This is a genomic window from Nocardioides sp. Soil805, assembly GCF_001429625.1.
Classification (GTDB): Bacteria; Actinomycetota; Actinomycetes; order Propionibacteriales; family Nocardioidaceae; genus Nocardioides.
On sequence record NZ_LMSU01000004.1, the window covers coordinates 98,598 to 117,674 of the forward strand.

The 19,077-nt window shown below is 71.1% G+C and carries 18 protein-coding genes; 11 read left to right on the forward strand and 7 right to left on the reverse strand.

What is annotated here, in order from left to right:
* Positions 1–19: 19 nt before the first annotated feature.
* Positions 20–931 carry a 5'-3' exonuclease gene (locus ASG94_RS17915; RefSeq protein WP_056927847.1) on the reverse strand — a complete coding sequence of 304 codons (912 nt, stop codon included), beginning with the start codon at positions 929–931 and terminating at the stop codon, positions 20–22.
* Positions 932–995: 64 nt separating this feature from the next.
* Here ASG94_RS17915 and ASG94_RS17920 point away from each other — a divergent pair, with 64 nt between their 5' ends.
* Positions 996–1,442, forward strand: a complete 447-nt coding sequence (locus ASG94_RS17920) for an Lrp/AsnC family transcriptional regulator (RefSeq protein WP_156411701.1) — start codon at positions 996–998, stop codon at positions 1,440–1,442.
* A 101-nt stretch (positions 1,443–1,543) separates the two neighbouring features.
* On the opposite strand, the gene ASG94_RS17925 is transcribed toward ASG94_RS17920, so the two are convergent.
* Together ASG94_RS17925 and ASG94_RS17930 are read right to left on the reverse strand one after the other, a co-directional pair.
* Entirely contained in the window at positions 1,544–2,494 is a 951-nt protein-coding gene (locus ASG94_RS17925) for a type IV toxin-antitoxin system AbiEi family antitoxin domain-containing protein (RefSeq protein WP_056927849.1), read from the reverse strand.
* A 201-nt stretch (positions 2,495–2,695) separates the two neighbouring features.
* A complete protein-coding gene (locus tag ASG94_RS17930) occupies positions 2,696–4,150 on the reverse strand; it encodes a KamA family radical SAM protein (RefSeq protein ID WP_056927850.1) in 1,455 nt (484 codons plus the stop codon).
* A 181-nt stretch (positions 4,151–4,331) separates the two neighbouring features.
* Between ASG94_RS17930 and ASG94_RS17935 the strand changes: the two genes are divergently transcribed.
* From ASG94_RS17935 to ASG94_RS17965, 7 genes are all read left to right on the forward strand, one after another.
* Positions 4,332–5,384 (forward strand): hypothetical protein, encoded by a 1,053-nt coding sequence (locus ASG94_RS17935; protein ID WP_056927851.1) that lies wholly within the window; start codon positions 4,332–4,334, stop codon positions 5,382–5,384.
* Positions 5,384–6,955, forward strand: a complete 1,572-nt coding sequence (locus tag ASG94_RS17940; RefSeq protein ID WP_056927852.1) for a lysine 5,6-aminomutase subunit alpha — start codon at positions 5,384–5,386, stop codon at positions 6,953–6,955. Before ASG94_RS17935 ends, ASG94_RS17940 begins: the two co-directional genes overlap by 1 nt.
* Before the next feature lie 70 nt (positions 6,956–7,025).
* Positions 7,026–7,763, forward strand: coding sequence for an OAM dimerization domain-containing protein (locus ASG94_RS17945; RefSeq protein WP_056927853.1), 738 nt, complete (start codon positions 7,026–7,028; stop codon positions 7,761–7,763).
* On the forward strand, positions 7,760–8,179 hold the full coding sequence (locus ASG94_RS17950) for a hotdog domain-containing protein (protein ID WP_056927854.1): 420 nt from the start codon (positions 7,760–7,762) through the stop codon (positions 8,177–8,179). Before ASG94_RS17945 ends, ASG94_RS17950 begins: the two co-directional genes overlap by 4 nt.
* A gap of 449 nt (positions 8,180–8,628) precedes the next feature.
* Entirely contained in the window at positions 8,629–10,182 is a 1,554-nt protein-coding gene (gene lnt / locus ASG94_RS17955) for an apolipoprotein N-acyltransferase (protein WP_082624327.1), read from the forward strand.
* On the forward strand, positions 10,179–10,952 hold the full coding sequence (locus tag ASG94_RS17960; protein ID WP_056927855.1) for a polyprenol monophosphomannose synthase: 774 nt from the start codon (positions 10,179–10,181) through the stop codon (positions 10,950–10,952). The genes lnt and ASG94_RS17960 overlap by 4 nt, the downstream gene beginning before the upstream one ends.
* Entirely contained in the window at positions 10,949–11,449 is a 501-nt protein-coding gene (locus ASG94_RS17965) for an FxsA family protein (protein WP_056927856.1), read from the forward strand. Before ASG94_RS17960 ends, ASG94_RS17965 begins: the two co-directional genes overlap by 4 nt.
* 32 nt (positions 11,450–11,481) lie before the next feature.
* Here ASG94_RS17965 and ASG94_RS17970 read toward each other — a convergent pair whose 3' ends face one another.
* From ASG94_RS17970 to ASG94_RS17980, 3 genes are all read right to left on the reverse strand, one after another.
* Positions 11,482–11,868 (reverse strand): RNA polymerase-binding protein RbpA, encoded by a 387-nt coding sequence (locus tag ASG94_RS17970; RefSeq protein ID WP_056889132.1) that lies wholly within the window; start codon positions 11,866–11,868, stop codon positions 11,482–11,484.
* Between the two features lie 178 nt (positions 11,869–12,046).
* Positions 12,047–13,405, reverse strand: a complete 1,359-nt coding sequence (locus tag ASG94_RS17975) for an MFS transporter (protein WP_235537321.1) — start codon at positions 13,403–13,405, stop codon at positions 12,047–12,049.
* Positions 13,402–14,187, reverse strand: a complete 786-nt coding sequence (locus tag ASG94_RS17980; RefSeq protein ID WP_056927857.1) for a glycerophosphodiester phosphodiesterase — start codon at positions 14,185–14,187, stop codon at positions 13,402–13,404. The genes ASG94_RS17975 and ASG94_RS17980 overlap by 4 nt, the downstream gene beginning before the upstream one ends.
* A 39-nt stretch (positions 14,188–14,226) precedes the next feature.
* Between ASG94_RS17980 and ASG94_RS17985 the strand changes: the two genes are divergently transcribed.
* Positions 14,227–14,487, forward strand: a complete 261-nt coding sequence (locus tag ASG94_RS17985; RefSeq protein WP_082624329.1) for a TFIIB-type zinc ribbon-containing protein — start codon at positions 14,227–14,229, stop codon at positions 14,485–14,487.
* Between the two features lie 215 nt (positions 14,488–14,702).
* Here the strand turns inward: ASG94_RS17985 and ASG94_RS17990 are convergent, their stop codons facing one another.
* Positions 14,703–16,229, reverse strand: coding sequence for a helix-turn-helix domain-containing protein (locus ASG94_RS17990; RefSeq protein WP_056927982.1), 1,527 nt, complete (start codon positions 16,227–16,229; stop codon positions 14,703–14,705).
* A gap of 91 nt (positions 16,230–16,320) precedes the next feature.
* Between ASG94_RS17990 and ASG94_RS17995 the strand changes: the two genes are divergently transcribed.
* A complete protein-coding gene (locus tag ASG94_RS17995; RefSeq protein WP_056927859.1) occupies positions 16,321–17,337 on the forward strand; it encodes a zinc-dependent alcohol dehydrogenase family protein in 1,017 nt (338 codons plus the stop codon).
* A 1-nt stretch (position 17,338) separates the two neighbouring features.
* Entirely contained in the window at positions 17,339–19,057 is a 1,719-nt protein-coding gene (locus ASG94_RS18000; RefSeq protein ID WP_056927860.1) for an alkaline phosphatase D family protein, read from the forward strand.
* The last annotated feature ends 20 nt before the right edge of the window (positions 19,058–19,077 follow it).

The following is a 19,077-nucleotide window of genomic DNA, read 5'->3' on the forward strand; positions in this document are numbered from 1 at the left end:
GGAGTCAGCGGGTGGGGAGTCAGCGGGCAGCGAGGACGCCGGTGAGGCGCTCGACGGGGCTGGAGAGGCCCCAGCGCTCGGCGAGCTGCGCCAGCGCCGTCGGGTCGGCGGGCTCGCCGGGGAGGACATGGTCGCGCTCGCCGAGGTCGATGTCGCGGGCCACGGCCACCACGGTGGGCGCCACCTCGAGGTAGTCCGCGGCGGCCAGGATCTTGCCGCGCGGTCCCGGGCCCAGGGCCGAGCCGGGGTCCTCCGCAGCCGCCCGGATGCCGGCCAGGTCGCCGTACGACAGCAGCAGCGAGGCGGCGGTCTTGTCGCCGACGCCGGCGACCCCCGGCAGGCCGTCGGAGCTGTCGCCGCGCAGGGTGGCGAAGTCGGCGTACTGCTGGGGGAGGACGGCGTACTTCTCGACGACCGTGTGCTCGGTGACCCTCTCGTGCTTGCCGACGCCGCGGGCGGTGTAGAGCACACGCACCTCGGCGGCGTCGTCGACGAGCTGGAACAGGTCGCGGTCACCGGTGACGATGTCGACGGGCATGCCCGCGCCGGTCGCCAGGGTGCCGATGACGTCGTCGGCCTCGTAGCCCGCGGCGCCCACGACGGAGATCCCGAACGCCTCGAGCACCTCGAGGATGACCGGCACCTGGACCTGCAGCGGGTCGGGCACCTCCTCGATGTCGGGGGTGTCGCCCGGGCGCACGGCGACGACGCGATGGGCCTTGTACGACGGGATCAGGTCCACGCGCCACTGGGGGCGCCAGTCGTCGTCCCAGCAGCACACGAGGTGGGTCGGCCGGTACTCGTCGACGAGGCGGGAGATGAAGTCCAGCAGGCCGCGGATCGCGTTGACCGGGGTGCCGTCCGGGGCCTGCACGGAGTCGGGGACACCGAAGAAGGCCCGGAAGTAGAGGGACGCGGTGTCGAGGAGCATGAGTCGCTGTGCGGTCACTGCGCGATCCTCGCACGATCTTGTGGCTAGCCTGTGCCGCGTGACGATGTCTGAGGTGGAGGCCACCGACCGCAAGATCCTCGCGCTGCTCGCCGAGGACGGCCGGATGTCCTTCACCGACCTCGGGAAGGCCACCGGGCTGTCGACCTCGGCGGTGCACCAGCGGGTCAAGCGGCTGGAGGCGCGGGGCCTGATCATGGGGTACGCCGCGCTGGTCGACCACGAGCAGCTCGGGCGTCCGCTCACCGCCTTCATCTCGGCGACCCCGATCGACCCCTCGCAGCCCGACGACTACCCCGAGCGGCTGGTCGGGATCACCGAGATCGAGTCCTGCTGGTCGGTGGCGGGGGAGGAGTCCTACATCCTCAAGATCCGCGTCGCGACCCCTCGCGCTCTCGAGGACCTGCTCGCCCGTATCCGCCTCGCCGCCAACGTCTCCACGCGGACCACCATCGTGCTGTCCACGGCGTACGAGAACCGCCCGCTCGGCTGAGGGGCGGCTTTTGCGGGGGAGTCCCCGCTCAGCCGGGGACTCTGTCACCGTGTGACCGTTGCAACAGTCACACGGTGACCGACTCGCCGACACTGTCGCGCTCAGGCGCCGCGCCGAGCCCGGCTCTCGAGCAGCTGCACGATGCGGCGCGCGGTGCGGAGCGGGTTCTCGAGGTCGGCCCACGTGATGCGGATGCAGACCCAGCCCGTGAGCAGGCAGATCCTCTCCTCGCGCTTCTTCTCGCGCATGAGGTACTGGTCCAGCGTCTCGCCCGGCCGACGGAACGTCGTGTACTTGATCTTGCCGTCGAACTCGAGGAAGATCCCGTGCTCGCGCCACAGGAAGTCGACGATGCCGGCGATCTCACCATGCTCGTCGTGGACGGTCACCTGCGGTGTGGGGCGCGGGATTCGCTGCTCGTGGAAGAAGTGCCACGTCCTGGCCTCGGCCACGCTCGTGAGAGCCGCATCGGCACGAGAGAGGACCAGCCGTGCCGTCAGGCTGTTCGGCCAGCGCTCGGCGGCGTCGGCGGCCGCCCGGAGGTCGTCGGAGGAGGTGAGGTTGCGAGTGAGTACGCCGCAGGCGGCCACCAGCCCCACTTCGGCGGTGTGCGTCAACAACACCTCCAGCGCAGCCCTCGCGGGGCGCATGACAGGGATCCCGTGCAGGAGCGTCCAGTCGTCATCATCGACGCCGGCCCTGTGGTGCACGATGCCCGCCTCCCGGCGCCCGCTCCTGCCGTCGGTGCGGGCGAGGTGGGTCTCGGTGAGGTCGACGCCCCAGAGGGCCACGCCGTGCTCGGCCAGCGCGTTGTGGTTGGTGACGACCGAGGTCGGATGGGCTGTGCGCAGGACCGCTCGCGAACGCACCCGCATGTGGGCGACCGGGTCGAGCTCGCGGACGAGCGACGCGCGGACGTAGGCGCCGTACCGGACCTTGACGAGCTCACCGCTACGGACGGCGTACGCAATGTCGCGGTCAGTCCATCCGTCGGCCACGAGGTCTCGGCGCAGGTCGATGTCAGCGAGGCGGACCGGGAAGTCGTCGTACATGCAGGGTCAGATGCCCGTGAACGGCGGTCCGGGAAACCGGCAACCGGCAATCTGTGGAGAACCCGGCTCGGAGCCACACTGTGTCGGCGAGTCCGACACAGTGTGACCGTTGCAACAGCCCCCCGGTGACGGAGTCCCCGCTCAGCCGGGGACTCCGCCGCGACCTCAGCGGGGACTTTGACACAGACGCCTAGCCGAGCCTCACCAGGCCTGGAGCGCCGCGGTACGCCGGGAGGCCTCGGCGACCTCGGCCGCCTTCAGGGCGGCCTGCTCGAGCCCGCCGTGCTCGGCCCACCACTGCTGGCCGGCCTCGGGGAGGGTGTGGATCGGGTCGTAGTACTCGTAGGTGCGCGAGAGCGCGTCGTCCGAGGTGGCCTCGATCGAGGTGCGGTAGTTCTTGGTCCAGTACGAGATGCCGCGCTCGGTGTCGTAGTCGGCCAGCTGGTGCACCCAGCGCTTGCCGACGAACGGCACGTCGCACACGATGCGCGGGGTCGCGAAGCCCGGCAGGTAGCCCATGATGTGGTGCTGCAGGTGCTGGGCGTCGGCGACCGAGACCCGCCAGTGCTCCGAGAACGGGATCATGTCGCACATGTAGAAGTAGTAGGGCATGATCCGCGCCCCGTCGAGGAGGCGGAAGCACAGGTCGAGCAGGGCGTGCGGGTCGGCGTTGACGCCGTTGAGCAGGACGCCCTGGTTGCGCACGTCGCGCAGCCCGGCGTCGAGCATCGCAGTGGTGGCGTCGGCCACGAGCGGCGTCACGGAGTTCGCGTGGTTGGCGTGCGTGTGCATGGCCAGCGAGACACCGCGCTGGCGGGCCAGGGTGGCCACCCGGCCGACGCCCTCGACCACGTCGGGCTGCAGCCAGTGCTGCGGGAGACCGATCAGGGCCTTGGTGGCCAGCCGGATGTCGCGGATGTTCTCGATCTCGAGCAGCCGGGTGAGGAAGTCCTCGAGCCGGGGCCACGGCATGTTGGCGACGTCGCCGCCGGAGACGACCACGTCGCGCACCTGCGGCGTGCGGCGCAGGTAGTCGAACATCGAGTCGAGCCGGTCGACCGGCTTGGCGGTGAACTTGAGCTTCTCGATGACCGGGGTCGAGTTGCCGACGAGGTCCATGCGGGTGCAGTGGCCGCAGTACTGCGGGCAGGTCGGCAGCAGCTCGGCCAGCACCTTGGTGGGGTAGCGGTGGGTCAGGCCCTCGGCCACCCACATGTCGTGCTCGTGCAGCGAGTCGCGCGTCGCGTGCGGGTGCGAGGACCAGTCGGTGCGCCGGTCGCTGAACACCGGGATCATGTAGTGGCGGACCGGGTCGGCGTAGAAAGCCTCGGTCATCGAGCCGGCGGCACCCGGGGAGAAGGTGGGCACCATCGTGTTCATCATCTGCGGCGGGACGAGCATCGACATGGTGGCCCGCTCGGCCTGGTCGCGCTCGAGGTCGGCGTAGAAGCGCTCGTCGAGCAGGTCGCCCATGAGCTCGCGCAGCTGCTTGATGTTCTTGACGCAGTGGGCACGCTGCCACTGGACCGAGGCCCACTCGTCGGCGGTGACGGAGGCCCAGCCGGGGAAGCGGGTCCAGTCCGGCTCGACGAGCTCGACGCGCTCGTACGGGTACGGCTGGCCGGTGGCCAGGCCGATCGCGGTCTCGATGCTCATGGTCTGGTGCTCCTGTGGCGTGCGGGCGGGTGGTGACCCGGGGCGGGGCGGTGGGCAGCGGCGCGTCGGTTGTGTGGCGCGCGACTCATCTGCCAGAGTAGGCGGAGATCATCCGGCGAGTCCAATGGCGCGCCGCAATATTTCCCGTCATATGCACCAAGCAGCGAAGGAACAAGCGGTCATGTCGACCTCGCCGGCCCTGTCGATCCACGCGGCCACCAGTGACCCCACGGGTCTTCACCGAGTCCTGGACGCGCAGGTCGTGCTCCCGCAGGCCGCCCAGCGCCTCGACACCCGGCGCGAGCTGTGGCCCGACGAGGTGCGCATCCGCGTCGAGCGGCTGAACCTCGATGCGGCCTCGTTCCGCCAGCTCGAGCGCACCCACGACGACGGCGACGGAGTACGCCGCGCGGTGCTCGACATCGTCGCCACCCGCGGCAAGATGCAGAACCCCGAGACCGGCTCCGGGGGGATGCTCGTCGGCACCGTCGAGGAGGTCGGCCCCGACTCGCCCCTCGGCCTCGCCGTCGGCGACCGCGTCGCCACGCTGGTGAGCCTCACCCTGACCCCGCTCGTCATCGAGGACGGCCTCGCCGCCTGGGACGGGACGAGCGAGCAGGTGCCGTGCGACGGCTACGCGATCCTGTTCGGACGGTCCATCGCGGCGGTCCTGCCCGACGACCTCGCCCCCGAGCTGAGCCTCAGCGTGATGGACGTCTGCGGCGCCCCGGCGCTGACGAAGCGCGTCGTGACGGAGTACGAGCAGGCCGTCGTGGCCGTGATCGGTGGCGGCGGCAAGTCGGGCTCCCTGAGCCTGGCCGCGGCACGCGACGCCGGGTGCCGCCGTACCGTCGGCGTGGTGCCGACCGAGGCGGAGGCCGAGCGGCTGCGCGCGTCCGGGCTGGCCGACGCGGTCGTCGTGGCGGACGCCCGTGACCCCATCGCCCTGCGCGACGCGGTCACCGCGGCCGGCGGGCCGGCCGACGTCACGGTGGTGTGCGTCGACGTCCCCGGGTGCGAGGGGGGCGCCATCCTGGCCACCGCCGAGGGCGGGACGGTGATCTTCTTTTCGATGGCCACCAGCTTCAGCGCGGCCGCGCTCGGCGCCGAGGGGCTCGCCGCCGACGTGCGGATGATCGTCGGCAACGGCTACGTGCCCGGTCACGCGGCGTACGCGATCGACCTGCTCCGCGCCCACGAGGGCGTGCGCGGGCTCTTCGAGGGGAGGCTCTGATGGGCAAGCTCACCCTCGACGCCGCGGACGTACGCCGCGCGCGCACCCTCGCTCGCCAGGTCGGGCGTCCGATCGTCCGCACCGCGCAGCAGCACACGACCGTCAGCGTCGAGCGCGCCACCCTGCGGCTGGCCGGCCTCGGCGGCGCCGACGGCGAGGGGACGCCCTGGGTCAACCGGCTCTCCGACGTGGTCCGCGCCGACGTCGGCCTCGAGCACGGCGTGTCCGTCCCCGTCTGGGACGCGCTGCTCCGCGGCGAGGCCGAGGACCTCACCACCCTCGCGCAGAAGGCCAGCGCCGGGTCGGTGACCTTCCGCATCCCCGAGGGACGCGACCTCACCCGTGCCCGCAGCACCGCCCGCAAGGCGGTGGGCGCCGGGATCAAGCAGATCGACCGGCGACGCGTCGAGCGGGAGCGGATGATCGCCAAGGTCGGCGACGCCCCGCGCAAGCCGTGGATCTACCTCATCGTCGCCACCGGCGACATCTACGAGGACATCCCGCAGGCCCAGGCGGCGGCGCGCGAGGGCGCCGACGTCATCGCGGTGATCCGCAGCACAGGGCAGTCGCTGCTCGACTTCGTGCCCGAGGGCGCGACCCGCGAGGGCTTCGCCGGCACCTACGCCACCCAGGAGAACTTCCGCCTGATGCGCGCGGCCCTCGACGAGACGAGCCGCGAGCTGGGCCGCTACGTGCGCCTCACCAACTACGCGTCGGGCCTGTGCATGCCGGAGATCGCCGCGCTGGCCGGCCTCGAGCGACTCGACATGATGCTCAACGACTCGATGTACGGGATCCTCTTCCGCGACATCAACCCGATCCGCACCTTCGTCGACCAGCGGTTCAGCCGTCAGGTGCACGCCCGCGCCGGCATCATCATCAACACCGGCGAGGACAACTACCTCACCACCGCCGACGCCGTCGAGGCCGCCCACACGGTGACGACCAGCCAGCTCCTCAACGAGTACTTCGCCAAGGAGGCCGGCCTCGAGGACTGGCAGCTCGGCCTCGGCCACGCCTTCGAGATCGACCCGGCGGTGCCGGACTCGTTCCGCCTGGAGCTGGCCCACGCGCTGCTCGCGCGCCAGCTTTTTCCGAAGGCGCCGCTGAAGTGGATGCCCCCGACCCGGCACATGACCGGCGACGTCTTCCGCGGCTACCTGCTCGACGGCTTCTTCAACCTGGTCGGGGCACTGACCGACCAGGGGATCCTGCTGGTCGGGATGATGACCGAGGCGGTCGTGACGCCGTGGATCTCCGACCGTGACCTGGCCCTGCAGAACGTCCGCTACGTCATGGACGCAGCGGGCAAGCTGCACGAGGACTTCCACCCCACGCCGGGCGGCTTCATCAACACCCGGGCCCGCGAGGTCCTCGGCGAGTCCATCGGTCTGCTCGAGGACATCAAGGCCCACCAGAACGGGCTCCTCGACGCCATCGCCGACGGCACCTTCGGCCTGATGAAGCGCCCCGCCGACAAGGGTCGCGGCCTCGACGGCGTGGCCCGCAAGGCGGCGGACTACTACAACCCCGCGACCGAGATCCTGGAAGGCGAGGCCCGCACCGCATGACCTTCACCCCACGGCGTTCTTCGCCTCCTCCGCTGCGCTCCTCCGTCGAACAACACCCCGGGGACCCCGCATGAGCATCGTCCGCCCGTACGGCGACACCACCGGCGACGGCATGGTGCAGCTGTCCTTCACGCTGCCGGTCAAGCACTCCAAGGTCGCCGAGGGCGCCGCGGCCCAGCTGGCCAACAAGATGGGCATGGACCCGGCGCTGGTCGTGCACGCCAAGCCGATGGGCGACGACTTCACGTTCTTCGTCGTCTACGGCCGGGTCCACCACCTCGTCGACACCGACCTCGTCGAGGTCGTCGAGCGTGACTACCCGCTGCTCACGCCCAAGGAGGCCAACGCCGCCATCAAGCGCTCGCTGCGCCGCCGGATGGTCGTGGTGGGCGGGTGCATCGGCACCGACGCCCACACGGTCGGCATCGATGCGATCCTCAACATCAAGGGGTTCGCGGGGGAGAAGGGCCTGGAGTACTACCGCGAGGTCAAGGTGGTCAACCTCGGCGCCCAGGTGAGCGTCCCGGAGCTCGTCGACGCCGCGATCACCGAGAAGGCCGACGCCGTCCTCGTCTCCCAGGTCGTCACCCAGCGCGACGCCCACCTGCTCAACACCCGGGAGATGTCCGCGGCCTTCCGCGAGTCCTACCCGCCGGCGAAGCGACCGCTGCTCGTGGTGGGCGGGCCCCGCTTCGACGAGACGATGGCCGACGAGCTCGGCGTCGACCGCGTCTTCAGCCGGGGTACGACGCCCGGCGAGGTCGCCTCCTACCTCGTCCACCGCGTCACCAACGGGAAGGCCTCATGAGCGACTCCTCGACCCCGACCGACGGCTCCCGGGAGGGCACCACCGTCACCCACCGTCGCTACGTCCCCTACAGCCACGCCCACTACGCGGGCAACCTCGTCGACGGCGCCTACTCGCTGGGCCTCTTCGGCGACGTGGCCACCGAGATGTGCATCCTGCTCGACGGCGACGAGGGCCTGTTCGCGTCGTACTCAGACGTCCAGTTCGTCGCGCCGGTGCGCGCCGGGGACGTCCTGGAGGTCACCGCGACGCTCGCGCGGGAGGGCACCCGCAGCCGGGTGATGGACTTCGTGGTGCGCGTGGTCGCCCGTGGTGCCGCCACCGACGAGGCGCCCGGCGCGGCCGCTCTGCTCGAACCTCCGGTGGTCGCCACGACGGCCACGGGCACGGTCGTCGTACCCCCCTCGCGCGCCTGATCGGCTTGCACCACCACGCGACGTCGGCGTGTCCTGGGACGACACGCCGCGAGCAAGTGAAATTTCCTACCCGATTGTGGGTATAGGCCCCGTCGCTGACCTGCGATTTCGCGCATTTGCGCAGGTCAAGGCCGTGTTGACACCTTCGCGGTGGCGAGACAGGGTTCCACGGTCCGCCTGTGCAGATCGTGGCCAGCGGACCGACGTCCGAGTGGCCGGTGGGCCGGTGTGAAGCCAGCATCCGAGCCGACTTGTCCACGGAGGTCGGTCTCGCACCACGAGGGTGGATACGGGGGGCCTGCTGGCTCCGTAGACAACTTCCCTCTGTCGGCAGCCGGTCGGTCGTGGGTTGGTCCGAAGGGTCAGCGAGCCCCCCGTCCCCCTGCATGGGTGCCGCATGCGTGCCGCGTCGGCGGTGCCGTGGCCCGTCCGGATAGCGTGGAGCCGTGATGCTCCGCTGCCTCGCCGCCCTCGTGGGTGGCGTCGTGCTCTCCCTGGCCTTCGAGCCGGTCGGGCTCGCCGTGCTGATGCCGGTGGCCCTGGCCGTGCTGGTCCTGGCCGTCCGGGGACTCAAGGTCCGGCACGGTGCGCTGGTCGGCTGGCTCTTCGGCGCCGGTTTCATGGGCACGCTGCTGTGGTGGATGCAGGCCGTCGGCACCGACGCCTGGGTGGCCCTGTCGTTCTTCCAGGCCCTCTACTTCGCGCCCCTGGGCATGGTCCTGGCGCTCGTGACGCGGCTGCGCGCCTGGCCCGTCTGGGCGGCGTTCGCGTGGGTCGCGGTCGAGACCTGGCGCGGGGCGTGGCCCTTCGGGGGCCTGCCCTGGGGTCGGCTGACCTACGCCACCGTCGACACCCTGTGGCAGCCGCTCATCCCGTGGCTCGGCATGACCGGGGTCAGCCTGCTCGTCGCGCTCACCGGCACCACCCTCGCCTGGCTGGTCACCAGCCGTCTGCGACGCCGCGTGGCGGCGCTGGTGGCCGTCGGAGGGCTTGCGGCAGTGACCCTGCTGCCGTCCCTCGGCTCGTACGCCGCCGTTCCCGGCGTCAGCAGCCGCGGCGAGGAGCTGACGGTCGCGGCCGTCCAGGGCGACGTACCGGGGGACGGCACCGACGTGCCGGCCGTGCACCGCCAGATCACCGCCAACCACGTCGCGCTCACCGAGCAGCTGGCCGCGGACGTCGAGGCGGGCGAAGTTCCGCGCCCGGACCTGGTCGTGTGGCCGGAGAACTCCACGGCGGTCGACCCCTTCACCGACGTCGGCGTCAATGCCGGCATCGTGGCCGCCTCCGACGCCATCGGCGTCCCCATCCTGGTCGGCGGCATGGCCGACTCGCCGCGGCCCGACGAGGTGCTCAACCAGGGCATCGTGTGGCGCCCGCGGCTGGGTGGGGGAGACCGCTACACCAAGCGGCACCCCGTCCCCTACGGGGAGTACATCCCGTTCCGCGGCTCCGTCCTGCCCGACACCTACGGCCAGCTCGCCCTGATCCCGCGCGACATGGCCCGGGGCACCAGCCTCGAGCCGCTGCGCGTCGGGGACGCCCTCGTGGCCGACGCCATCTGCTTCGACATCGCCTACGACGACGTGGTGCACGGCCAGGTCGCCAACGGGGGGGAGCTGGTGACCGTGCAGACCAGCAACGCGATGTTCATCCACACCGCGCAGATCGACCAGCAGTTCGAGATCAGCCGGCTACGGGCCGTCGAGACCGGTCGGTACGTCGTCGTGGCCGCGATCAACGGCGTCTCCGGGATCGTGGCGCCCGACGGGAGCGTCGTGCAGAGCGCGGCGCCCCGCACCCAGGACGTGCTGGTGGCCGACGTGGCCCTCGCCCACGGGGTGACCCCGGCGGTCTGGATGGGCGCCTGGCCGGGACGCGCCGCGGTCGCCGTCACGATTCTCGGCGTGCTGCTGGCCCTGGTTCCGTATCGTCGTCCCGCACGCCCCGACAGCAGGGGACAGACCGGAAGGGCACGGACGATGGCGCGGGTCCCCGCATGAGCACGCCACCGATGACTCCTGGGCTGGGCAGGGTCGTGATGGTGGTCCCGACCTACAACGAGGTCGAGAACCTCGAGTGGATCGTCGGGCGCCTCCGGGCCGCCCAGCCGAGCGTCGACCTCCTCGTGGTCGACGACGGGTCGCCGGACGGCACCGGCGAGGTGGCCGACCGGCTGGCGGCCACGGACCCCCAGGTCCGGGTGCTGCACCGCACCGAGAAGGCGGGGCTCGGGGCGGCCTACCTCCACGGCTTCCGGGTCGCCCTGGACGCCGGCTACGACGTCATCGGGGAGATGGACGCCGACGGATCCCACCAGCCCGAGCAGCTGCACCGGTTGCTCGACGCGCTGCGCACCGCCGACCTGGTGATCGGCTCCCGCTACGTGCCCGGCGGCTCGGTGGTCAACTGGCCGCGCTCGCGCGAGGCCCTCTCGCGCGGCGGCAACCTGTATGTGCGCCTGCTCCTCGGGATCCACGTCAAGGACGCCACGGCCGGCTTCCGGCTCTTCCGTCGCGAGGCGCTGGAGAAGATCGACCTGGGCAGCGTCCAGAGTGCCGGCTACGTCTTCCAGACCGACCTCGCCCACCGCGCCGTGCGGGCCGGGCTGCGCGTCGTGGAGGTGCCCATCGAGTTCGTCGAGCGGGTCCGCGGCGACTCCAAGATGAGCGGCTCGGTGGCCTCCGAGTCCCTGCGGCTCATCACCCGCTGGGGGCTGCGCGAACGCCGCACCCAGCTGTCGCAGGCCCGCCAGGGACGGCGTACCCGATGAGGCGCGTGCGGATCCCCGGCTGGCTGCTCTTCGTGGCCTTCATCGTCGTGTCCCTGGTCGAGATCTTCGTGCTGATCCAGGTGGGCCAGGTGATCGGACCGTGGTGGACCATCCTGCTGCTCGTCGCCGACAGCATCCTCGGGACGTGGCTCGTCAAGCGGGAGGGCGCACGGTCGTGGGAGGCGCTGCGCGTGGCGCTGCAGACCGGCCGGATGCCCGCCCGCGAGCTCGCCGACGCCGGCCTGATCCTGATCGGCGGCACCTTGATGCTCACGCCGGGCTTCGTGAGCGACATCCTGGGCATCGTGCTGATCCTGCCGGTCACCCGCCCCGTTGCGCGTCGCCTGCTCACCCGCGTGGTCAGCAGCCGGCTCCTCGGCCCCATGGGCGGCCCCGGCAGCCCCGGCGCATCCGGTGGCGCCCCCGGAGACGCACGACGCCCCGGACCGGGCCCCGCAGGGCCCGTCGTCCGGGGCGAAGTGGTCGACGACGACTGAGTCGTCCGCGGCTGCCGTCAGGCAGTGCTGACTCAGGCAGTCGCCTTGCGCTTCTTGGCATTGGCGCGGTGCAGGTGCGCCGGGCCGATCTCGCCGCCGCGAAGCAGCTCGAGACGCTCCTTGAGGATGTCCTCGAGCTCCTTCTCCGACCGCCGCTCCAGGAGCATGTCCCAGTGCGTGCGAGCGGGCTTCTCGGCCTTCTCCTCGGGCTTGATGCCCGCGGTGCTGAGTGCCTTCGCCCCACAGCGAGGGCACTCCCAGATGGCGGGGATGTCCGCCTCCACCGACATGGTGACCTCGAACTCGTGACCCTGCTCGCAGCGGTACCCGACCTGCTGTCGGGCTGCGAACTCGATCCCGCGCTCGTCCTCGAAACTCTGGCCGCCGAGCCTTGCGCCACGTAGCGTGCGCTCCGCCATTGAGCCACCTCCAGATGATGTGTGCTGACCCCGAATGAGTCGGGAGTGGAACGATCGGATTGACGATCCGTGACGCCAGTTCGGCAGCGTCGTACGTTCCCTGTTCCTCCCAAGGTAGCGGGACGGGCAAAGATCCGACCAATCATGCGTACGGGCCACCACCCGATCGGGTGTCCCCTCAGACGACGCCGGGGAGGGCGTTGCCGGCCTCGCGGATGCCGCGCTCGGTGTCCACCCGGGTGAGGAGGAAGCCACCGAGGAGGAAGAAGGCGATCAGCGCGAAGATCGCGGGGCGGTAGGAGTCGGTGAACTGGTAGACGAGGCCGAAGACGAGCGTCCCGAACCAGGACGTCCCGCGGTCCATGGCGTGGTAGAAGCTGAAGTACTCGGCCTCCTTGCCGCGCGGGATGAGCAGCGAGTAGTAGGAGCGGGCGAGCGCCTGCGTGCCGCCCAGCACGATGCCCACCGCCACGCCGAAGACCATGAAGAGCGCGACGTTGCCCGCCGGCAGGAACAGCGCCGCGGTGACGATCACCATCCAGATGACGAGCCCCATCAGGATCGTCTTCTTGGCGCCCTGGCGCTGGGCCAGCCGCCCGAAGAGGAGCGCGCCGAAGAACGCGACGAACTGCACCAGCAGGATGGTCCCGATCAGCACCGACTGACCGTGCCCGAGCTGCTCGGAGCCGTACGTCGAGGAGCTGGCGATGACGGTCTGGATCCCGTCGTTGAAGAACAGGTAGGCGACCAGGAAGGTCAGCGCCATCGGGTAGTTGCGCATGTCACGCAACGTCTGGGCGAGCTGGCCGAAGCTGCGCGCCACGACGTTGCCCTCCGCGGGCTCGACGTTGGTCGGCGGGTGGTTGTTCAACCGGACGAACGGGATGATCGTGAAGCCGGCCCACCAGATCGCGGCGGACAGCATGCACAGCCGCGCGGCGTCGCCGGTGCTGAGCCCGAACGGCAGGATCGTGACGACGGCGAGGTTGACGGCCAGCAGCAGCCCGCCGCCGAGGTAGCCCCACGCCCAGCCTCGCGAGGAGACACGGTCGCGGTTGGCCTCGTCGGAGATCAGCGGCAGGATGGAGTCGTTGACCACCATCGACGCGGCCAGGCACAGGTTGGCGCCGATCACCGCGACCGCGCCGATCTGCCAGTTCTCGCCCCGGCAGAACCACAGCAGCGAGGCGAATCCCGCCCCGGTCCAGGCGAAGCCGGCCAGCCACTGCTTCTTCTTCTCGGTGCGGTCCATCATCGCGCCGAGCGGCGGCAGGATCAGGGCCGAGAGGATCGTGGAGAAGGTCACGAGGTACGACGGCAGCGACCCCGGGGCCACCGAGAGCCCGAGCACGCTGATCCGGTCGTCGACCGCGGCCTCCTCGGCGATGGCGATGAGGTACGGCGCGAGCAGCACCGTGGCGATGGTGGTGACGTAGGCGCTGTTGGCCCAGTCGTACCAGTACCAGGCCTTCTGCTCGCGCTCCTGGGCCAGGGGACGCAGGTCGGCGACGCCGACGGGCACGTCAGGGTTGGTCACGATGGTTCCTCCCACAGGCCACGGCTGCGCAGCACGTCCCTGAGTATGTCGGTGCGGTCGGTCATCAGGCCGTCGACACCACGGTCGAGCAGCTCGTGCATCTCGGACGGGTCGTCGATGGTCCACACGTGGACGTCGAGCCCGTTGGCGTGGGCGCGTCGGACCAGCCCGGGGGAGACCACGACCAGGCGGCCTCGACGGTGCGGTACCTGGAGCGCGCGGGGCTGGTCCCGGGTCACGCGGCGCACGAGCCGGGCGCTGGGGAGCACGACGTACGCCGCGACCTCGAGGGGGTGCGCGGAGGTCGCCACCCGCCCGGCGGTGCGGCGGCGGAAGGCGTGCATGCGGCGGATGGAGAAGGAGCCGACGACGACCCGGTCCCAGGCCTCGCGCTCGTCGAGGAACGCCGCCAGCGCCTCCACCGCGCCGTGGGACTTGAGGTCGATGTTGAAGTGGGCGTCGGGGAAGGCGTCGAAGAGCTCGGCCAGCGTCGGGACCCGCTCACGACCGCCGATCAGGGCCTGCTGGACGTCGGCGTACGACGTCTCGGCGATCGAGCCGACGCGATCGGTGACCCGGTCGAGCACGGTGTCGTGGAAGGCCAGCAGGACGCCGTCGCGGGTGACGTGCACGTCGGTCTCGAGGTGGCGGTAGCCCAGCGAGACCGCGTGGCGGAAGGCCGCCAAGGTGTTCTCGAGGCCCTCCACCTCCGGGTGGTAGGCGCCACCTCGGTGGGCGAAGGCGAGCACCCGGGGGCGGGCGCGGGGCTCGGGCCGTGTCACGCGAGCAGTATGGGCCCCACCGGGAGTACCGTCTAAGGAATGGAGCCCCTTCCCTGCCCGCGTTGCGGGACCGAGATGCGCGAGCGCTCGCTGGGCCTCGCCACCGTCCACCAGTGCCCCGAGGGGCACGGCGTCTTCCTCGACCGTGCCGACCTGGGCACCCTCGTCGAGGCCGAGACCGACTGGCACGCCGGCTCGGCCACCCAGACGGCACCGTTGCCCCGGATCACCCCGGACATGACCGCGCCCCCGGCCGCGACGAAGCGGTCGAGGGCGTGGGTGGAGACGATCTTCGACTGAGCGGGCTGCGCGCCGAGATTTCGACGCGCCGTCGGGACCTCGTTCCTCGGTCCCGGGCTTGCTCGATCTGACCGAGCCCACGCGGGACGCTCGTACCTCGCGCCCCTGCTCGCCGAGATTTCGACCCCCCGTCGGGACCTCGTTCCTCGGTCCCGGGCTTGCTCGATCTGACCGAGCCCACGCGGGACGCTCGTACCTCGCGCCCCGCTGCTCGGTCAGATGTCCCTGAACGTCTCGATGTTGGCGCCCAGCAGGTTGAGCCGCTCGGCGAGGTCCTCGTAGCCGCGGTGGATGACGTACGTCGACCGCAGCACCGAGGTGCCCTTGGAGGCGAGCATCGCCAGCAGGATCACCACCGCCGGTCGCAGGGCGGGCGGGCAGACGATCTCCGCACCGGAGAAGTGGGTCGGGCCCTCGATCAGCACCCGGTGCGGGTCGAGCAGCTTGACCTGCGCGCCGAGCTTGTTGAGCTCGGTGAGGTAGATGGCGCGGTTCTCGTAGACCCAGTCGTGGAGCAGGGTCTGGCCCTCCGCCACCGCGGCGATGACCGCGAAGAACGGCAGGTTGTCGATGTTGAGGCCGGGGAACGGCATCGGGTGGATCTTGTCCAGGGGCGCCCGCAGCTCGGAGGGGTGCGTGGTGATGTCGACCAGGCGGGTCTCGCCGTTGTTGGCGACGTACTCCGCGGTCCGGTCGTAGCGGAAGCCCATCTCCTCCAGGGTCGCGAGCTCGATCTCGAGGAACTCGATCGGGACGCGCTGGATGGTGATCGAGGAGCGGGTCACGATGGCGGCCGCGAGCAGCGACATCGCCTCGATCGGGTCCTCGGAGGGGGCGTAGTCGACGTCCACGTCGATCGTCTCGCACCCGGTGACCCGCAGGGTCGTGCTGCCGACACCCTCGATCTGCACGCCGAGCTTGCGCAGGTAGAAGCACAGGTCCTGGACCATGTAGTTGGACGAGGCGTTGCGGATGACGGTGGTGCCCGGGTACAGGGCGGCGGCCATCAGGGCGTTCTCGGTGACCGTGTCGCCGCGCTCGGTGAGCACGATCGGGCGCTCCGGCTCGACGGCCCGGTTGACCGTCGCGTGGTAGCTGCCCTCGGTGGCCTTGACCTCGAGCCCGAAGGGACGCAGGGCCGACATGTGCGGCTCGACCGTGCGCTCGCCGAGGTTGCAGCCGCCGGCGTAGGGGAGCTCGAACTCGTCGTAGCGGTGCAGCAGGGGGCCGAGGAACATGATCACCGAGCGGGTACGCCGTGCGGCCGCCTCGTCGATCGCGACGAGGTTGAGGTCGGCGGGCGGGATGATCTCCAGGTCGTTCTGCTCGTTGAGCCAGCGCGTCTGGACGCCGAGGGAGTTCAGCACCTCGAGCAGCCGGTTGACCTCCTCGATGCGCGCGACCTTGCGCAGCGTCGTACGCCCGCGGTTGAGCAGCGAGGCGCACAGCAGCGCGACACCGGCGTTCTTGGAGGTCTTGACGGCGATCGAGCCGGACAGCGTGGTGGGGCCATTGACGCGCAGGTGGGTGGGACCGGCGCCCAGGGCGACGATCTCGGAGTCGAGTGCGGCGCCGATGCGGGCCAGCATCTCGAGGGAGAGGTTCTGGTGACCCTTCTCGATGCGGTTGATGGCGCTCTGGCTGGTGGCCAGGAGCTCGGCGAGCTGGTGCTGGGTGAGCCCGCGGTGCTTGCGGGCGTCCCGGATCAGGTTGCCGATGCGTCCCTTGTAGTCGGTCTCCATGCCGACCACGGTATCTCAGATATGAGATACGACAACACTCGTGCAAAGCCGTGTCGGCGTGGTCCTCGCGAGGCGTGCAAGGATCGGCGACATGCGCGCAACGACCATCCACGCCCCCGGCGACATCCGTGTCGAGGACGTCCCCGACCCGACCATCGAGGCTCCTACCGACGCGATCGTCAAGGTGGTCGCCGGCTGCATCTGCGGCTCCGACCTGTGGCCCTACCGCGGGGCCAACGACGTCACCGCGGGTGACACCATCGGCCACGAGTGCATCGGCGTCGTGGAGGAGGTCGGCAGCGAGGTCAGCGGCTTCCGGGCCGGCGACTTCGTCATCGTGCCCTTCGACCACTGCGACAACACCTGCGTGCACTGCCGGGCCGGGGCGCACTCGGGCTGCGTCAACCTCGGCTTCACCCGCAGTGGCCAGGCGGAGTACGCCCGGGTCACCCAGGCGGACGGCTCGCTGGTCAAGACCGACGGGATGCCGGACCGCTCGCTGTACCCCTCGCTGCTGACGCTGTCCGACGTGATGGCCACCGGCTGGCACGCGGCGGTCTCCGCCGGTGTCACCCGGGGGAGCACGGCCGTGGTCGTCGGTGACGGCGCCGTCGGCCTGTGCGGCGTCCTCGCCGCGGCCCAGCTCGGCGCCGAGCGCGTGATCGCGATGTCGCGCCACGAGCCGCGCCAGGAGATCGCCCGTCGCTTCGGGGCGACCGACATCGTGGCCGAGCGGGGCGAGGAGGGGGCCGCGCGGATCGCCGAGCTGACCGACGGCGTGGGCGCCGACGCCGTCCTGGAGTGCGTGGGCACCGACGGCTCGATCACCCAGGCCTTCTCGGTCGCCCGTCCCGGCTCGACCGTCGGCTTCGTCGGCGTGCCGCACGGCGTCGAGCTCCCCGTGCGCCGGATGTTCCAGCGCAACATCGGGCTCGCCGGGGGCATGGCGCCGGTCCGCAAGTACCTCCCCGAGCTGCTGGAGCTCACGCTCAGCGGCGCCATCGACCCGGGCCTGGTCTTCGACATGACCCTGCCGATGGAGCAGTCGCCGGAGGGCTACCGCGCGATGGACGAGCGTCGCGCCATCAAGGTCCTGCTGGAGCCGTGAGATGACCGCCACCTCGGCCGATCTGGTGGTCGGCCCCCTGCTGCGGTACGTCGACGCGACGTCCGCCTCCGTGTGGGTCGAGACCCGCGAGCACTCGCGGGTCTCCGTGACGTGCGACGGCCGGACCTGGTCGGCGTCCACCTTCGCCGTGCACGGGCACCACTACGCCCTCGTGGAGCTGGACGGCCTCGAGCCGGGCTCGCGCGCGCCGTACACCGTCTCCATCGACGACCGTCCGGTGTGGCCCCCCGAGGGCTCCACGCTGCCGGACCCGGTGATCGCGACGCTGGTGCCGGGGAAGCCGTTGCGGATGGCCTTCGGTTCGTGCCGCACCTCGGTCACCCACGACGAGAAGGGCAACAGGACCCACGGGATCGACGCCCTGCGCACCTATGCGCTGCGGATGGGCGGGGTGGCGCCGGCGCACGACGAGGACCCCGACCTGGCCGAGCCGCGGTGGCCGGACCTGGTGCTCTTCCTCGGCGACCAGGTCTACGCCGACGAGACCACCGACGCGATGCGCGAGTTCATCAGCGCCCGGCGCGACATCGAGCAGCCCCCGTGGACCGAGCTGAAGGACTACGAGGAGTACGCCCACCTCTACTCGCTGGCGTGGACCGACGACACCAACCGCTGGCTGCTGTCCACGCTGCCGTCCGCGATGATCTTCGACGACCACGACATCCGCGACGACTGGAACACCTCGCAGGCGTGGCGCGACGAGATGGAGGCCACCTCGTGGTGGCACGGGCGCATCGTGGCCGGGCTGGCGTCGTACTGGGTCTACCAGCACCTCGGCAACCTCTCGCCCGAGGCGCGCCTCGAGGACGAGATCTGGCGCCGGGTCCTCGAGCACGAGGGCGACGACGAGCTGGACCTCACCGACGTGCTGGACGCGTTCGCCGACCGGGTGGACCAGCAGCCGACGACGTACCGGTGGAGCTACGCCCGCGACTTCGACGACCAGGCCCGCCTCGTCGTGGTGGACTCCCGCGCCGCCCGGGTCCTCGACCCCGACGAGCGGGCGCTGCTGGACCCCGACGAGCTGGCCTGGCTCGACGAGCACCTGCGCGGCGACGTCGACCACCTGCTCATCGGCACCTCGCTGCCCTTCATGCTCGCCCGCGGCCTGCACCACCTCGAGGCCGCCGGCGAGGCGATGGCGGCCGGGGCGTGGGGGCGGCGCGGGGCCGGCGTGGGGGAGTGGGCCCGCCAGCTCGTGGACCTCGAGCACTGGGCGGCGTTCCAGGACAGCTTCCGCAAGGTGGCCGAGATGGCCATCGAGGTCGCGACCGGTCAGCGTGGCCGGGCGCCGGTCAGCGTGGCGTTCCTGTCCGGCGACGTGCACCACAGCTACGTCAGCGAGGCCCGGCTGTCACGGCGTACGGCGCGGCGCAGCCCGGCGTTGCGCAGCCACCTGATCCAGGCGGTCTGCTCACCGATCCGCAACCCGCTCTCGCGCAACATGCGCTTCGCGACGGCGGTGCTCAGCTACGGCGTGGCCGGTCCGCTGGGCCGGCTGGCGTCGAGGTCGACGAAGGTGCCGAACAGCCCGATCACCTGGAAGTACGCCGAGGGGCCGTGGTTCGACAACAACCTCGCGTTCCTCGAGCTGGCGCCGCGGTCGCTGCGGATGTGGTGGGTCAGTGGCAAGGTCGTCGACGGCGACCACGACGCACCGCGGCTCACCAAGGTCGCGGACTACACCCTGGGGGACTGACGACGCAGCGGGTCAGCGGG